Genomic DNA, 14,427 nt, shown 5'->3' with positions numbered 1-14,427 from the left:
CCCTGTCGTCCAGCACTACCCCGTCGGACGTTGGACGCCCATGAGATCGAGCAGGCCGGACCCGGCCCTCCGCACCCCGCCCGAACCCGCCCGCGAGTGGCGCGAGACCAGGCTCCGGCTCCGCTGGGTCGCGCTGCGCGCCTGGGGCGCCCTGCTCGGCACGCTCGCGCTCGGCCCCGCCACCGGCGTCCTGCTCTACCTGGAGTCCACCGCGACCAGCCCCGGCCTGCGGCGTCTCGCCGCCACCGGCTCCACCTTCACCGGCGCGGCCTTCGTCCTCTGGACCCTGGTCCTCGCGCTCCCGCTGTTCCTGCGCTACCGGCGCCGCCGCCGCGCCCTGCGCAACCCCTGGCAGCAGTTCTGGTTCGAGCACGTGCCGGAGAACGGCCGCGACTGGGTGATCCTGATCGACCTGGACGGCCGGATCGCGGGCACCCTCGTCCTGCGCTCCCGCGGCAACACCGCCTACGCCCTCCTCGACTCCACCAGCGACGCCATCTGGTTCGCAGGCAACCCGGCCCGCTTCGGCATCCTCTCCCGCCCCGGCGGCCTGGACCTGCACGACGCCCGCCGCCCCCGCCTCCGCAAACCCCCCGCCCCCACCTTCCACACCCCACCCGACACCCGCTTCGACCCGCCCACCGCCGTCTTCACCATGATCCGCGACGGCGACCGCGTCGTCATGCGCGCCGCCGACGGCACCCCCACCCGCCACCCCCGCTGAACCGACGGCAGGCGGGGGCGGGACCTACCGTTTTTCGGCGGCCCGCCGATACCCGCGCACCGCGATCGGCCCGAACACCGCGATCAACCCGACCGTCCACAGCACCGTGGTGAGCAGGGGAGCGAGGACCGGCCCGCCCTCGGTGAGCCCGCGGACGGCATCGATGGCAGGCGTCATGGGCTGGTGCCGGACGAAGGGCTGGATCCAGCCCCAGTACTGGTCCACCGGGGCGAAGCCGCCGTTGAAGAAGAGCAGCAGCAGGAAGAGGCCGCCGAGTTGCTGCACCGCGCCCTTGCCGGAGGCGAGGGTGGCGAGCGCGAGCACGGGGACCGCGATCCCGACCCCGAAGATCATCGGGACCAGCACCGCGCCGATGCCGGCGAGCAGCCCGTGCTCGAAGCGGAACCCGAGCGGCACCGCGACCGCGAAGAGCACGACGGTGGCGAGCCCGGCCCGCACCGCCTCGGCGAGCAACCTGCCCGCGATGAACCCGGCCCGCGGCACCGGCAGCGTCCACATGCGGGCGAGCAGCCCGGTGTCGCGCTCGTGGATGAGCGTGATGGCGGTGGCGAGCGTGCCGAAGAGCGCGCCGACCAGCGCGACCAGCCCGGTATTGCCGTAGACGCTGTCGCCGCCGCCCATGGTGGTCACGGTCTCGCCGAGCACCAGCTGGAACATCAGCAGCATGAACGCCGGGAAGACCAGCGACTGCACCACGATCCCCGGATCGCGCGACCAGGTGCGCAGCAGCGCGCCCGCCTGCACCAGGGACTGCGCGCCGAGCGGCACCGCGCGCCGCTCCTGCCAGGTGGCGGTCATCGGTTCACCTGCGCTCGGCCCGCCGCGACGATGGCCGCGGTCCCGGCCAGGAGCAGCCCGGCCGTCCAGGCCAGGACGGCGGTCAGCTCGGGGCCGGCGCCCGCCGCGAGGCCGCGCAGCGCGTCGGTGAAGACCGACATCGGCTGGTTCCGCACGAAGGGCCGCGCCCACTCCGGAAAGCCCTGCGCCGGAACCAGCCCGGTGGAGGCGAGCACCAGGATCAGCTGCGGGATCATCAGCACCGTCGCCACCGAGACCGCGTTCTTCGCCACCGACCCGGCCGCGTCGGTGAGCATGCTCAGCGCCAGCCCGAACGCCACCACCAGCAGCGCGAAGAGCGCGGAGTCGGCGAGCGACCCCTCGAACCGGAAGCCGAGCGCGTGCCCGATGCCGAGCCCGGCGGCCAGGGTGAGCAGCATCCGCACCAGCACCCACGCCATCCGGCCGAGGAACGGCGCGGTACGCGGGATCGGCAGCGACATCATGCGCTCGTGCACCCCGGCCCGCGCGTCGTTGCCCGCGATCTCGGTCGCCGTGATGGCGGTGAAGATCCCCGCCTGCAGCAGGATGATCGGCGTGATGAACTGCGCGTAATCGCCGCCCGCGCGCTCGAACTGGCGGTGCAGCGGCCCGTAGAAGCAGACGAAGAAGACGATCGGCCCGAAGACCGCGAAGAGCACCTCACCGGAGCGCAGCGCGGCCAGGATCTTCTGCCTGGCCAGGGTCCCGGTCGCCGGGAGCAGCCCGACCGACGCGCGCGCGGGAGCGGTCACGGCGTCACCTCGGTGAGCTGCAGGAACACCTCGTCCAGCGAGGGCTGGCGGAGCCCGATGTCGACGACCTCGATACCCGCGCCGTCCAGTCGCGCGATGGCGTCGGCGACGGTGGCCATGCCGTGCGGCGCCCGGAACACCAGCCGCGGGTGCGTCTGGCTCTCCTCCGGCGCCTCGACCAGCTCCAGCCCGCCGAGCAGCTCCAGCACCCGCGCGGTGTCGCCGCGGTGCGCCAGCGTGACCTCGCAGACGGCGGCGCCCGCTTCCTTCTTCAGGCTGCCCGGCGTGCCCGCGGCGACGATCTCGCCGCGGTTCAGCATGACGATGTGATCGGCGAGCCGATCCGCCTCCTCCAGGTACTGCGTGGTGAGCAGCACCGTGATGCCCGCGCCGCGCAGCCCGGCGACGGTGTCCCAGACCGCGGCGCGGCTGCGCGGGTCCAAGCCGGTGGTCGGCTCGTCCAGGAAGAGCACCTCGGGCCGGGTGACCAGCGCGCTCGCGATGTCGACCCGGCGCCGCATGCCGCCGGAGAGCGCGCCGACCCGGCGGTCGCGCACGGTGCCGAGGTCGAACTGCTCGACCAGCTCGGCGATCCTGGCCTTCAGGTTCTTGCCGCCGAGCCCGGTGAGCCTGCCGAAGACGGCGAGGTTCTCGACCGCGCTCAGCCCCTCGTCCAGCGCGGCGTACTGCCCGGTCAGCGAGACCAGTTCGCGCACCCGGGCGGCCTCGGCGACCACGTCGTGGCCGCAGATCCGCGCGCTGCCCGCGGTCGGGCGCTGCAGGGTGGCGAGCAGGGTGACCGTGGTGGTCTTGCCGCTGCCGTTCGGGCCGAGCAGCCCGAGCACCTCCCCGCGGGCCACCTCGAAGGAAACGCCGCCGAGCGCCGTCACCTCGCCGTATTTCTTGACCAGACCACTGATTTCGATCGCCGGTACCGTCGACACCCTCACTCCTGGTTCCGCCCGCGCTTGTTCAGGGCAGGCTAACCTAAGCTATCGGAGATCGGCCTCCGGGACCAGCCCGTGCACCTACGATTCGTCCCTTTTGTCCTCGAGCTCGCGGATCCGCGCACCGGCCTGCTCCAGCCGCTTGCGCCGGGACTTGGCGTCGGCCTTCTTGAGCTCCTTGTACATCTTCTCGTCCTCGTCCCCGAAGTGGTAGAGGAGCCGGGGCACCGAGAGCGTCACCGCCAGCGACGGCCAGACCAGCCACGCCCAGCTCCAGTCGACGGCGAACTGCAGCACGAGGAACACCAGCAGGGTGAGCCCGAGGATCACCCCGTCGACCGTCTCCACCACCTTGCCGCGGTGCCGCAGCGACTCCAGCTCGGCCGCGGGCGAGCTCTCCTCCTGCTTCGCGAGCGGCTGCGGCGCCGCGTCGCCGACCCGCCGGATCGACCCGCCCTCCTCGCGCAGCGGCACGCCGCCGGGCAGCCCGCGGAACGGCTCACGCAGCGCGCCGACGGTGCGGCCCGCGGCGACCGCGCCGGAGCGCTCGTAGAACTCGTCGCCGTCCAGCCGCCCGGCCGCGTAGTGCTCGCCGAGGACGTTCAGCGCGTGCAGCCGCTCCTCGTCGCTGAGCCGGATGTCGTCACCGTCGGTCATCGTCGCGCTCCGCTGTGAGGGGGTCGGCCGTCACCGCCGATGGTAGCGGCGGGGATTCAGGCGCAGTGGATGAGAAACCGCGTCGACGCGGGCTCGCCGAGCTTCACCACGACGGTGCTGGTCGCCACCTCGTTCGGGTGGCAGCCGCCGGGCACCGAGAGCACCGTCGCGCGGTAGCAGCCTGCCTCGGTGACGCCGTGGGTGGCGGTGCCGTCGCGATCGGTCACCACGGTGGCCAGCTCGGTGTCGGTGTCGCAGGTGGCGATCCGCACCCGCACGTCGGGGACACCGAACATCTCCGTGCCGGTGCCCGCCTGGATGGTCACCGGGGTGCCGTTCGGGACCGGCTTCGTGGTGGCCGGGGCGCTCGAGGTCGGCTCGCCGCCGACGGTCAGCGAGGAATCGGCCGCGGCGGCGGTGGTGCCCGCCGAGTCGTCGGCAGCACAGCCGACGAGGGCGAGAGCCCCCGTGAGCAGGGAAACGGCCAGCAGCGCGGAGCGCATGGATCTCCTTCCGGTCCGGCGCGGCCATCGCGCCGCCTGCCACTGTAAATACCCCGCCGTCCGGTTCGGCATTCTTCTTGACAATCCCCGCCTTTCCCGGTGCGGCCGGGGAACTCGAACGCACGGATGATCCGTTCGGGTAGCGGAGTGGAAAGGTGGTGGTCCGGTTTGTTCGCCTGGTGGGGCGCACGGGTTTCGCGCTGGCGGTGGCCGGTCATCGGGCTGGTCGCGGCGGCCATGCTGGCGCTGGCGGCCTACGGGGCCGGGCACGCCGACCATCTGAGCGAGGGCGGCATGTTCGACCCCGGCTCGGAGTCGGCGCGGGCCGGGCAGCTGGCCGACGCCGCGTTCGGGCGCAACCACGACGTGGACGTGGTAGTTCTCTACACCGCACCCGCCGGAACCACGGTGGACGACCCGGTGTTCGCGGCCACCGTCACCGGCAGTCTGAACGCGCTGCCCCGCGCGCACCCGGAACAGATCGCGGGCGTGAACGCCGCCTACTGGCCCACCGAGACCGGCAAGCTCAGCGGCGCCGCGGCCGCCACCGCCGACCGCACGCGGGCCGTCGCCTCGATCGCGCTGCGCGGCGACACCGACACCGAGGTGCTGCGCAATTACCGGATCGTGCAGGACGCGTTCGCGATTCCCGGCGTCGAGGTCGAGGTCGGCGGGTTGCAGCCGGTGGCGGGGGCGCTGAACGACACCATCGCGGCCGATATCCACCGGATGGAGCTGCTCGCCTTCCCCGCCGTCGGGGTGCTGCTGTTCGTCGTGTTCGGCGGGCTGGTGGCGGCGGCGCTGCCGCTGGTGGTCGGCGGGCTGACGGTCTTCGGCGCGTTCGGCATCGTGCGCGGCCTCACGCACGTGGCCGAGGTGAATTCCTTCGTCTCCCCGGTGGTCTCGATGATCGGGCTCGGGCTCGCCATCGACTACGGCCTGTTCGTCGTGAGCCGATTTCGCGAGGAGCTCGCCGAGGGCAACGACACCGCGACCGCGGTCCGCCGCACGGTGACCACCGCCGGACGCACCGTCGTGTTCTCCGCGACCATGATCGTCGCGAGCCTCGGCGGGCTGCTCCTCTTCCCGCAGACCTTCCTGAAGTCCATCGGCTACGGCGCCATGGCCACGGTCACCATGGCCGCGCTCACCGCCGTCACCATCCTGCCCGCGATCCTGGCCGTGCTCGGCAGGCGGATCGACGCCTTCGGGCTGCCGCGCTTCGCCCGCACCCGCACCGCGGCCGAGGTGGAGGCCGGGTTCTGGGGGCGGCTCACCCGCTGGGTGATGCGGCACCCGCTGAAGATCGCGGTACCGCTGGTGCTGCTGCTCGCCATCCTGATCGTGCCGATGAAGAACCTGGCCTTCGGCGGGTTCAGCGAGAAGTACCTGCCGCCGGACAACCCGACCCGGCTGGCCCAGGCCGAGATCGACACCCACTTCCCGCTGCGCCGCTCCGACCCGATCGAGCTGATCTTCACCGGCACCGACACCACGGCCATCGGGCGGCTGCTGAAGGAGGCCAACGGGGCGCCGAACCTGGCCGAGCAGTTCACCCTGCCCAGCCGCTCCGCCACCGACACCACCGTCTTCCGCACGAGCGCGGTCCTCACCGACCCCGACGAGGCGGGCACCACCATCGACCACCTGCGCGGCCTCGACCAGCCCGAGGGGGTCCGGATGCTGGTCGGCGGCGTGCCCGCCATGCAGCACGACAGCATCGACACCCTGCTCACCCGGATGCCGTGGATGATCGCGCTGGTCGTCCTGATCACCACCGTGCTCATGTTCCTGACCTTCGGCTCGCTGATCCTGCCGATCAAGGCCGCGCTCATGAGCGCGCTCGGCCTCGGCTCCACGCTCGGCATCCTGACCTGGATCTTCGTCGACGGCCACGGCGCCGGGGTGCTCCACTTCACGCCGCAGCCCATCCAGGCCAACATCCTGGTGGTCATCATGGCCGTGATCTACGGCCTCTCCACCGATTACGAGGTGTTCCTGCTCTCCCGCATGGTGGAGGCGCGGGCCCGCGGCGCCACCACCACCGACGCGGTGCGCAGCGGCACCGCGCAGACCGGCCGGATCATCACCGCCGCCGCGCTCATCCTGCTCGTCGTGGTCGGCGCCTTCGCCTTCTCCGACCTGGTGATGATGCAGTACATCGCCTACGGCATGATCGCCGCGCTGATCATCGACGCCACCGTGCTGCGCATGCTGCTCGTCCCCGCCGTCATGAAGCTGCTCGGCGACGACTGCTGGTGGGCGCCCGCCTGGATGAAGAAGGTGCAGCGGCGGGTGGGGCTGTCCGAATTCGAGCCGGTGCCGGAGTCCGAGCCGTCAGTGCCGGTCCTGGTCGGCGATCGCCGCTAGGCACCGATCGCCGAGCGCGCGCACCGCGTCCACCAGCTCCGGCGGCCCGTCCACGGTGAAGTCGACGTCGACCGCGGTGAGCATCCAGGCGAGCGCCCACGGCGAGTCGGCGCCGAGATGCAGCAGGCAGTGGGTGTCGTCGACCGCCTCCAGCGTGCCCATGCCCGGCCAGACCCGATCGGCGAGGTGCTCGGCGGAGGCGTGCAGGGTGACGACCGCGCGGTGCGGCCAGGCATCGGCCGAGAGCCGCTGCGACAGGTAGGCGACGACATCGCCGCCGGGCAGCGCGCGCGGGGTGAAGCGGGGGCCGGTGGGGATGCGCGGGTGCAGCCGGTCGACCCGGAAGGAGCGCCAGTCCGCGCGGTCGGTGTCCCAGCCGACCAGGTACCAGTGCCTGCTGAAGTTCACCACCGCCTCCGGCTCGACGTCCCGGATGGTCGCCGCGCCCCCGCGGTCGCGGTAGTCGAAGCGCAGCCGTTCGCGGCGGTGCGTCGCCTCGGAGATGGCGATCAGGACGTTCGGGTCGACCCGTGGCCCGGACCCGCTCACCCGGACCATGCTGCGCTGCATGGCCGTCAGCCGGTGCCGGAGCCGGGAGGGGAGCACCTGCTCCAGCTTGGCCAGCGCGCGCAGCGAGGCCTCCTCGATCCCGCTCACCGTGCCGCCGGTGACCGTACGCAACCCCACCGCGACGGCCAGCGCCTCCTCGTCGTCGAGCAGCAGCGGCGGCACCGTCGCGCCCGCCGCGAGCCGGTAGCCGACGCTGCCCTGGGTGGCGTGCACCGGGTAGCCGAGCCCGCGCAGCCGCTCGATGTCGCGGCGCACCGTGCGCGCGCTGACGCCGAGCCGGCCCGCCAGTTCGGTGCCCGGCCAGTCGCGCGGGGTCTGCAGCAGGCCGAGCAGCCGCAGCAGGCGTGCCGATGGATCGTTCACGGATTCCAGAATGCCATCCGGTTAGGACAGGATCCGGCCTAACCGGCTCGTAGCGTTACTGCTATGAGCACCATCGAGGAATTCCGGATCGACATCCCGCAGCCCGACGTCGACGACCTGATCGCCCGGCTCGGCGCCACCCGCTGGCCCGCCGAGCTGCCCGGCGTCGGCTGGAGCTACGGCATCCCGACGAGCTACGTCCGGGAGCTGGCCGAGTACTGGCGCGGCGGGTTCGACTGGCGCGCACAGGAGCGCGCGCTCAACGACATTCCGCAGTTCGTCACCGAGATCGACGGACAGCGGCTGCATTTCGCGCACATCAGGTCGGCGGTGCCGGACGCGACCCCGCTGGTCCTGGTGCACGGCTGGCCCTTCGCCGACTTCCGCGCGGTGGTCGGCCCGCTCACCGACCCGGTCGCGCACGGCGGCACCGAGCGCGACGCCTTCCACCTGGTGATCCCCACCCTGCCCGGCTTCGGCTTCTCCGGGCCGACGGGTGTACCGGGTGCGGCCGCGACCGAGCGTTCGGCGGTGCTGATCGCCGAACTCATGACCCGGCTCGGCTACGAGCGGTTCGGCGCGCAGGGCGGCGACGCCGGCTCGTTCATCGCGCCGGAACTCGGCCGGATCGCGCCCGAGCGGCTGCTCGGCGTGCACCTCAACGACCCGATCACCATCCCCGCCTGGGACGACGACGGCTCCGGCTACTCCGACGCCGACCGCGAGAAGCTCGCCGCGCTGCAGGATTGGAGCGGCAACGACACCTCCGGCTACGCGGGCATCCACTCCACCCGCCCGCAGACCCTCGCCCCCGCGATCACCGACTCACCCGCCGGGCTGCTCGCCTGGACCCTCGACGTCGTACACACCTACATGGACCCGGCACACGAGCTGCCCGATCAGGCCATCGACCGGGACGCGCTGCTCACCGCGATCAGCGTGCTGTGGTTCACCGGCACCGCGGGCTCCTCGCTGCTGCTCTACAAGGAGTCCGAATCGTGGGGCGCCGCCCTGCGCGACTCCGGCGTTCCCACCGGCGTCGCGGTCTTCCCGAGCGGCAAGTCCGTCGTGCGCGGGATCGCGGAGAAGCAGAACACCGTCGTGCACTGGTCGGAGTTCGACCGCGGCGGCCACTTCGCCCCCATGGAAACCCCCGACCTGCTGATCCAGGACCTGCGGGCCTTCTTCGGCGGGCTCCCCCCGGCGTAGCGTTGCGGCATGGCCGACCGCCCCGCCCGCGTCGACGACGTGCACCGGATCGCCGCCGCCATGCCGCACACCACCCGGGTCGATGGCGGGCGGGGCAATGCCGTCTACCAGGTCGGCGGCAAGTCCTTCGTCTTCTTCCGCACCCCGCGCCCGGACGCCGTCGACCCGGACACCGGGGAGAAGTACGACGACGTCATCGTGCTCTGGGTGGAGTCCGAAGCCGACAAACTGGCCCTGATCCAGGACCCGGGCACGCCCTTCTTCAGCACCCCGCACTTCGACGGCCACCCGTCGGTGCTGGTGCGCGGCAGTGAGATCGGCCGGATCGGGCTGGCCGAGCTCACCGAGATCGTCCAGGACGCCTGGCTCTCCCGCGCCTCCGCGCGGCGGGGGCGGGCGTGGCTGGAGTCGGTCAGGTCGTGAGCGGGTTCTCCCGGTGCATGTGCGCGAGCTTCTCCGGGTTGCGCACGGCGTAGATGCCGATGATCCGGCCGGCCTCCAGGTGGATGGAGAGCACCGTGTCGAGCACGCCGTCCGTCCGGAGAACCAGCGCGGGGTGGCCGTTGACGGTCGTCGGCTCCAGCAGCCCGGCGACCGCGCCGACCTTCTCGCCGGCGAGCACCCGGGCCACCCGGTGCGCACCGCGCACCGGCCGCGGCAGGGCCTGGACGATGCCGCCGCCGTCGCCGACCAGTAGCACGTCCGGGGCGAGCAGGTCGAGCAGCCCGCGCAGGTCACCGGTGCTCGCCGCGCGCCGGAGAGCGTCGAGCACCGAGCGGGTCTCGTCGGCCGAGACCGTGCCGCGCGGCCTGCGCGCGGTGACGTGCCCGCGGGCTCGATGCGCGATCTGCCGCACCGCCGCGGGCGTCTTCCCGACCGCAGCGGCGATCTCGGCGTAGTCGAAGGCGAACACCTCGCGCAGTACGAACACCGCGCGCTCGGTCGGGCCCAGCGTCTCCAGCACCAGCAGCACGGCCATCGAGAGGCTGTCCGCGAGCTCCACGTCGGCGGCGATATCCGGGGCGGTGAGCAGCGGCTCCGGCAGCCACGGCCCGACGTACGACTCCTTGCGCCTGCCCAGCGTGCGCAGCCGGTTCAGTGCCTGCCTGGTGACGATTCGCACCAGGTAGGCGCGCTGGTCCAGGACCGCGCCCAGCTCCACCTCGGCCCAGCGCAGCCAGCTCTCCTGCAGCACGTCCTCCGCGTCGCTCGCCGAGCCGAGGATCTCGTAGGCCACGGTGAACAGCAGGTTGCGGTGCGCCACGAACGTCTCGGTGTGCTGGTCGGCCACGGGGCCTCCTCGGTCTCGGGATCACCCACAGGACACCGCTCGCCTTCGCGCTGTGACAAACCCTGTCACAACCGAGCTCGCGCCGGTGTCCCGTGGGCACACCTATCGCGAGGAGAACCCGCATGAACCTCATTCTCTGGATCACCGCCGCCCTGCTGGCAGCAGTGGCCCTGGCCGGCGGCGCGACCAAGACCTTCGTGCCGATCCCGACCCTGGCCGCCGCGCCCGGCGGAACCTGGACCGGCCACACCCACCCCGCCGCCGTCCGCACCCTCGGCGCCCTGGAGCTACTCGCGGCCATCGGCCTGATCCTCCCCGCGGTCCTCGACATCGCCCCGGTACTGGTACCGATCACCGCCCTGTGCTGGGTGCTGCTCATGCTCGGCGCGATGGCCACGCACTACCGCTACCGCGAATACCCCGCCATCGCCCTGAATACGCTCTACCTCGCGCTGGCGGCTCTCCTGGTCTGGGGCCGCTTCGGTCCGTACGCGTTCTGAACCGCGCCGACCGTCAGGGCGACGCCGTGAAGTAGGCGCGGGTCACCGCTCGGACGGTGGGCGGCGGAAACTTCTCCCTCGGATCGCCGAGTTCACCGACCCGCACCGTCCATTCGGGCGCGGAGGTGTCAACGGCGGGCACGTCGTACTCGGTGAGTACGACGTACGGCACGCCATCGCAGCCGTAGGCGCCGCGCAGGTCGTCGGCGCGCCCGCCCCACGCTCCGCCGTGGCGCTGCGAGCAGCGGGTGCCGTCGTCGAGCTCGAGCCACTCCGGGGACGGGCCGTCGGCCCCGGGCACGGCCGGAATGGGTGCCCGTGCTCGGTAGGCGAGGAACTCCTTCGCCCAGACATCGAATGCGCAGGTGAGTCCCTGCCGATCGGGTTCGATCCAGCAGGTGTGGGCGCCGTCGGCGGTCCCGCCGCACTGGACGATGTCACGTCCCCTGGACGACTTGGCCGGGTAGGGGTAGCTGCAGTCAAGGGGTCCCCGCGCGCCGGTGCGGACGGACCAGTCCGACAATGGATTTCCCGATTCGTCCACGGCGACGACCTCCACCACCTCGGTCGGGCGCCGCGGTGCGGTGACGATGATCCGGTAGCCGCTGGGGTCGAGGCTGTCCAGTGCGCCGATGGCTCCGTCCAGCGCGGCCCGGATCGCTCCGACGACCCAGAGGATCGGGGCGACCACGAACGCGTTGATCGGACCGAGTTCGGCGCCGCTCAGCGCGGTGGCCGCGCAGTCCAGTGCCATGTCGAGGGCTCGGACGAAGTAGCCGGTGGGATCCGCGGGCAACTCCGCGACGGCCAGTGCGGTGAACCCGTCGAGGCAGGCCGCCCCCTGCAGTGTCTGGTCCAGGGCGCCGACGGCACCGCCCGCTCCCGCCCGTTTCAGCAGCATCTCGTAGAGGCCGAACGCCACATCCAGGGCGGTGAGCAGGTAGGCGCCGGGGTGCGGGGTGACCATGACACCCGAGGTGCCCCTGACGTGCGGGGACGCGACGAAATCGACGCTGTTGCCCGGTGGTACCAGTTCGACCCGGTTGCCGGGCAGGGTCGGGGCGGGGCTCAGGAGCTCGGCGACATGGGAGAGCAGCTGCTTGCGGTCGGTCCGCGCGACACGCAGTCCCGGCGTGTACTCGAACGCGGCGCCGTAGCCGCGTGCGTTCACCGTTCGCAGCAGCGGCGACCCCGCGTCCGTGCCGAGGCACCAGAACACGCGGTCGCCGCTGTCGCTGGTCACCGTGTAGCCGTCGTCGCGTACGGCCTGCTCGCCGGGGCAGTTCGGTGGGGAGCCGACGCCGAGGTCGTGGATCCGATCGTGAAGCCAGCTAGTGGCGGCGCCCGCGAACTCATTCCAGCGTTCGGCCAGCCAGAACGAGAAGTGCGTGGTGTCGACGACGACCTCGCCGTTCTCCACCCGTGCGTTCGCCGCGATGGTGCGCGGCCCGTCGGGACTCTCGGCGAAGGTGACGAGCGGAGCCGGTTCGCCGGGGGCGAGCTCGCCGATCGGGAAGCGCAGCGTCGCCGAACCGGTGAGCGTGGCGCCGTCCAGCTCGATCGACCATCCATCGGCACCGTCCGGCGTCCGCGCGGAGGTGACGCGCACCCTGCCCGCGCCGCTGAGCGCCGCACCGGGGATCTCCACGACCACACCGTTTTCGGCGCGGATCACATTGTCCGTGTCCGGCGCGACCGCGGTGCCGCTGACCTCCGGCGGTCCGGAACATCCGGCGAGTGCGAGCGCCGTACAGAGCAACGGCACGACACACCGCGCGATCAGCCGCCAGATCATCCACTCAGCCTGCCCGGCGGTGTGCCGCGCGCGCACTCCTCCGAACAACCGACATCCGGTCGATCGTCAGGTCAGCCCAGTTGCGGGGCCACTTTCGCGCCGAGCAGTTCGATGGTGTGCAGCACCTGCTCCGGAGGCAGGGTGCCGACGCTGGTGTGCAGCATGAAGCGGTCCAGTCCGAGGGTGTCGCGAACATTCGCGATCTTCTCGGCGACCACGTCCGGCGTGCCGAGGAAGAGCGAGCCCTCCGGGCCGCGCATGCCGTCGAACTGGGCGCGGGTCATGCGGCCCCAGCCGCGTTCGCGGCCGATGACGTTCATGGCGCGAGTGTAGGGCTCCCAGAACTCGCTGATCGCGGCCTCTTCGGTGTCGGCGATGTAGCCGTGCGCGTGCACCGCGACGGGCTGCTTCTCGTGCCCGCCTTCGGCGAGGGCGCGGTGGTAGAGGTCGACCAGCGGCTTGAAGCGGGCGGGTTCGCCGCCGATGATGGCGATGGCCAGCGGGAGGCCGAGCAGTCCGGCGCGGGCGACGGATTCGGGGCTGCCGCCGACGGCGATCCAGACCGGGAGGGGGCGGTTGTCGGTGCGGGGGTAGACGATCGCCTTGTCCAGCGGGGCGCGGAATTTGCCCTGCCAGGTGACCGGCTCCTCGTCGCGCAGCTTCAGCAGGAGGGCGAGTTTCTCGTCGAAGAGCTGGTCGTAGTCGGCCAGGTCGTAGCCGAAGAGCGGGAACGACTCGGTGAAGGAGCCGCGTCCGGCCATGAGCTCGGCGCGGCCGTTCGAGAGGCCGTCGAGGGTGGCGAAGTCCTGGTAGACGCGGACCGGGTCGTCGGAGCTGAGCACGGTGACCGCGCTGGTGAGCTGGATGCGCTCGGTGCGCGCGGCGATGGCGGCGAGCACGACGGCGGGGGCGGAGGCGGCGAAGTCGACCCGGTGGTGCTCGCCGACGCCGTAGACGTCGAGCCCGGCGGCCTCGGTGGCGACGGCCTCGTCCACGACCTGGCGCAGCCGTTCGGCAGCGCTGGGCGCCGGGCGGCCGTCGGCCGGATAGCGTTCGGCGAAGGTGGTGAGTCCCAGTTCCACGGTGCGTCCCGTCTCGAGATGTTTCTACGTCAACTACTTGTCGGAACGCCGGGGGTGCGCCGAAGATTCCCTACTCGCCGGTGGCCAGGCTGATCTGCTGGGACACCTCCGGCAGGTCGATCCCGATCCGCCGATCCATGGCCCGCGCCAGGTGCTCGTCCGCGATCAGCCGGACGCTGGGGCGCAGCGCGGCCAGGGTCTCGGCGAGCTGGTGCAGCTCGGCGGGGGAGGGGTGCTCGAGCACCTTGCGCACCAGGTGCGTGCGGAAGATCTGCACGAAGGCGAAGGCCATCCGGTCGAAGGCGGCCTCGAGCTCCCAGCTCACCGCGAGGATGGCGTGCAGCGGGATACCGGTCGCCACCAGCGCGGATGCCCCCTCCAGCAGCCGCGAGCTGGTGTACACGAACTGGTCGCCCTCCATGCGCAGGTAGCCGAGCGCGACCGCCTCGGTGATGGCCTGCGGCGTCACCTGGTCGCCGAACCGCTCCAGCATCTGCTGCAGGTCGAGCGTGACCTCCCCGTCGCCCCACGCCGTCGCGGCCGCCGACTCGAAGCCGAGCAGCTCGGAGACGCCGCCGCCCTGTTCGGCGCTGGTCAGCAGGTCGGCGATGCCCTCGAGGCTGTGTCCGCGGGCGAGCAGGTCGGCGATCAGCCGCAGCCGCTCCAGGTGCGTTTCGCCGTAGAAGGCGTTCCGGCCCCTGCGCTCGGGCGGCGCGAGCAGGCCGCGCTCCTGGTAGTAGCGCACCGTCCGCACCGGTACCGCCGCTGCCTCCGCCAGTTCGGCGACCCGGTACTCCCTGCCGGTCATCCATTTCCTCTCGATC

Annotated in this window: 15 protein-coding genes; 5 read left to right on the top strand and 10 right to left on the bottom strand. The window is 72.1% G+C overall.

Annotation, left to right across the window (positions count from 1 at the left end):
* Nucleotides 1-40: 40 nt before the first annotated feature.
* A complete protein-coding gene (locus ACFUJ1_RS06255; RefSeq protein WP_378643165.1) occupies nucleotides 41-724 on the top strand; it encodes a hypothetical protein in 684 nt (227 codons plus the stop codon).
* Between the two features lie 24 nt (nucleotides 725-748).
* Here ACFUJ1_RS06255 and ACFUJ1_RS06250 read toward each other — a convergent pair whose 3' ends face one another.
* From ACFUJ1_RS06250 to ACFUJ1_RS06230, 5 genes are all read right to left on the bottom strand, one after another.
* The gene (locus tag ACFUJ1_RS06250; protein WP_378643162.1) at nucleotides 749-1,543 is read right to left on the bottom strand and encodes an ABC transporter permease; all 795 of its coding nucleotides are present in this window, start codon (nucleotides 1,541-1,543) and stop codon (nucleotides 749-751) included.
* Nucleotides 1,540-2,316, bottom strand: coding sequence for an ABC transporter permease (locus tag ACFUJ1_RS06245; protein WP_378643160.1), 777 nt, complete (start codon nucleotides 2,314-2,316; stop codon nucleotides 1,540-1,542). Before ACFUJ1_RS06245 ends, ACFUJ1_RS06250 begins: the two co-directional genes overlap by 4 nt.
* Nucleotides 2,313-3,260: an ATP-binding cassette domain-containing protein gene (locus tag ACFUJ1_RS06240; protein WP_378643158.1), complete on the bottom strand. Its 948-nt coding sequence runs from the start codon at nucleotides 3,258-3,260 to the stop codon at nucleotides 2,313-2,315. The genes ACFUJ1_RS06245 and ACFUJ1_RS06240 overlap by 4 nt, the downstream gene beginning before the upstream one ends.
* A gap of 84 nt (nucleotides 3,261-3,344) precedes the next feature.
* The gene (locus ACFUJ1_RS06235; RefSeq protein WP_378643156.1) at nucleotides 3,345-3,920 is read right to left on the bottom strand and encodes a DUF1707 domain-containing protein; all 576 of its coding nucleotides are present in this window, start codon (nucleotides 3,918-3,920) and stop codon (nucleotides 3,345-3,347) included.
* A 56-nt stretch (nucleotides 3,921-3,976) separates the two neighbouring features.
* A complete protein-coding gene (locus ACFUJ1_RS06230; protein WP_378643153.1) occupies nucleotides 3,977-4,423 on the bottom strand; it encodes a hypothetical protein in 447 nt (148 codons plus the stop codon).
* Between the two features lie 168 nt (nucleotides 4,424-4,591).
* Here ACFUJ1_RS06230 and ACFUJ1_RS06225 point away from each other — a divergent pair, with 168 nt between their 5' ends.
* Nucleotides 4,592-6,793 carry an MMPL family transporter gene (locus ACFUJ1_RS06225; protein ID WP_378643151.1) on the top strand — a complete coding sequence of 734 codons (2,202 nt, stop codon included), beginning with the start codon at nucleotides 4,592-4,594 and terminating at the stop codon, nucleotides 6,791-6,793.
* Here ACFUJ1_RS06225 and ACFUJ1_RS06220 read toward each other — a convergent pair.
* A complete protein-coding gene (locus ACFUJ1_RS06220) occupies nucleotides 6,761-7,726 on the bottom strand; it encodes a helix-turn-helix transcriptional regulator (protein WP_378643148.1) in 966 nt (321 codons plus the stop codon). The genes ACFUJ1_RS06225 and ACFUJ1_RS06220 overlap by 33 nt on opposite strands.
* 63 nt (nucleotides 7,727-7,789) lie before the next feature.
* On the opposite strand from ACFUJ1_RS06220, the gene ACFUJ1_RS06215 reads away from it, so the two are divergent.
* Together ACFUJ1_RS06215 and ACFUJ1_RS06210 are read left to right on the top strand one after the other, a co-directional pair.
* Nucleotides 7,790-8,935, top strand: coding sequence for an epoxide hydrolase family protein (locus ACFUJ1_RS06215; protein ID WP_378643145.1), 1,146 nt, complete (start codon nucleotides 7,790-7,792; stop codon nucleotides 8,933-8,935).
* A 9-nt stretch (nucleotides 8,936-8,944) separates the two neighbouring features.
* Nucleotides 8,945-9,358, top strand: coding sequence for an MmcQ/YjbR family DNA-binding protein (locus ACFUJ1_RS06210; RefSeq protein WP_378643142.1), 414 nt, complete (start codon nucleotides 8,945-8,947; stop codon nucleotides 9,356-9,358).
* Here ACFUJ1_RS06210 and ACFUJ1_RS06205 read toward each other — a convergent pair.
* A complete protein-coding gene (locus tag ACFUJ1_RS06205) occupies nucleotides 9,348-10,226 on the bottom strand; it encodes an RNA polymerase sigma-70 factor (RefSeq protein WP_378643140.1) in 879 nt (292 codons plus the stop codon). The genes ACFUJ1_RS06210 and ACFUJ1_RS06205 overlap by 11 nt on opposite strands.
* 122 nt (nucleotides 10,227-10,348) lie before the next feature.
* Here ACFUJ1_RS06205 and ACFUJ1_RS06200 point away from each other — a divergent pair, with 122 nt between their 5' ends.
* On the top strand, nucleotides 10,349-10,726 hold the full coding sequence (locus ACFUJ1_RS06200) for a DoxX family protein (protein ID WP_378643138.1): 378 nt from the start codon (nucleotides 10,349-10,351) through the stop codon (nucleotides 10,724-10,726).
* 13 nt (nucleotides 10,727-10,739) lie between these two features.
* Here ACFUJ1_RS06200 and ACFUJ1_RS06195 read toward each other — a convergent pair whose 3' ends face one another.
* The 3 genes from ACFUJ1_RS06195 to ACFUJ1_RS06185 all read right to left on the bottom strand — a co-directional run bounded on the left by ACFUJ1_RS06195 (nucleotide 10,740) and on the right by ACFUJ1_RS06185 (nucleotide 14,411).
* Complete coding sequence (locus ACFUJ1_RS06195) at nucleotides 10,740-12,521, bottom strand: hypothetical protein (RefSeq protein WP_378643136.1); 1,782 nt, start codon at nucleotides 12,519-12,521, stop codon at nucleotides 10,740-10,742.
* A 71-nt stretch (nucleotides 12,522-12,592) separates the two neighbouring features.
* The gene (locus ACFUJ1_RS06190; RefSeq protein WP_378643133.1) at nucleotides 12,593-13,603 is read right to left on the bottom strand and encodes an LLM class flavin-dependent oxidoreductase; all 1,011 of its coding nucleotides are present in this window, start codon (nucleotides 13,601-13,603) and stop codon (nucleotides 12,593-12,595) included.
* 70 nt (nucleotides 13,604-13,673) lie between these two features.
* Nucleotides 13,674-14,411, bottom strand: coding sequence for a MerR family transcriptional regulator (locus ACFUJ1_RS06185; protein ID WP_378643130.1), 738 nt, complete (start codon nucleotides 14,409-14,411; stop codon nucleotides 13,674-13,676).
* Between the last annotated feature and the right edge of the window lie 16 nt (nucleotides 14,412-14,427).

It is taken from the genome of Nocardia sp. NPDC057227, from assembly GCF_042669725.1.
GTDB lineage: Bacteria > Actinomycetota > Actinomycetes > Mycobacteriales > Mycobacteriaceae > Nocardia > Nocardia asteroides_A.
This window is presented reverse-complemented; position numbering and strand designations above follow the sequence as displayed.

Coding starts and splice junctions, on each gene's coding strand:
- ACFUJ1_RS06255 (WP_378643165.1), top strand. CDS start 41: ATGAGATCGAGCAGGCCGGACCCGGCCCTCCGCACCCCGCCCGAACCC.
- ACFUJ1_RS06250 (WP_378643162.1), bottom strand. CDS start 1,543: ATGACCGCCACCTGGCAGGAGCGGCGCGCGGTGCCGCTCGGCGCGCAG.
- ACFUJ1_RS06235 (WP_378643156.1), bottom strand. CDS start 3,920: ATGACCGACGGTGACGACATCCGGCTCAGCGACGAGGAGCGGCTGCAC.
- ACFUJ1_RS06230 (WP_378643153.1), bottom strand. CDS start 4,423: ATGCGCTCCGCGCTGCTGGCCGTTTCCCTGCTCACGGGGGCTCTCGCC.
- ACFUJ1_RS06215 (WP_378643145.1), top strand. CDS start 7,790: ATGAGCACCATCGAGGAATTCCGGATCGACATCCCGCAGCCCGACGTC.
- ACFUJ1_RS06210 (WP_378643142.1), top strand. CDS start 8,945: ATGGCCGACCGCCCCGCCCGCGTCGACGACGTGCACCGGATCGCCGCC.
- ACFUJ1_RS06200 (WP_378643138.1), top strand. CDS start 10,349: ATGAACCTCATTCTCTGGATCACCGCCGCCCTGCTGGCAGCAGTGGCC.
- ACFUJ1_RS06195 (WP_378643136.1), bottom strand. CDS start 12,521: ATGATCTGGCGGCTGATCGCGCGGTGTGTCGTGCCGTTGCTCTGTACG.
- ACFUJ1_RS06185 (WP_378643130.1), bottom strand. CDS start 14,411: ATGACCGGCAGGGAGTACCGGGTCGCCGAACTGGCGGAGGCAGCGGCG.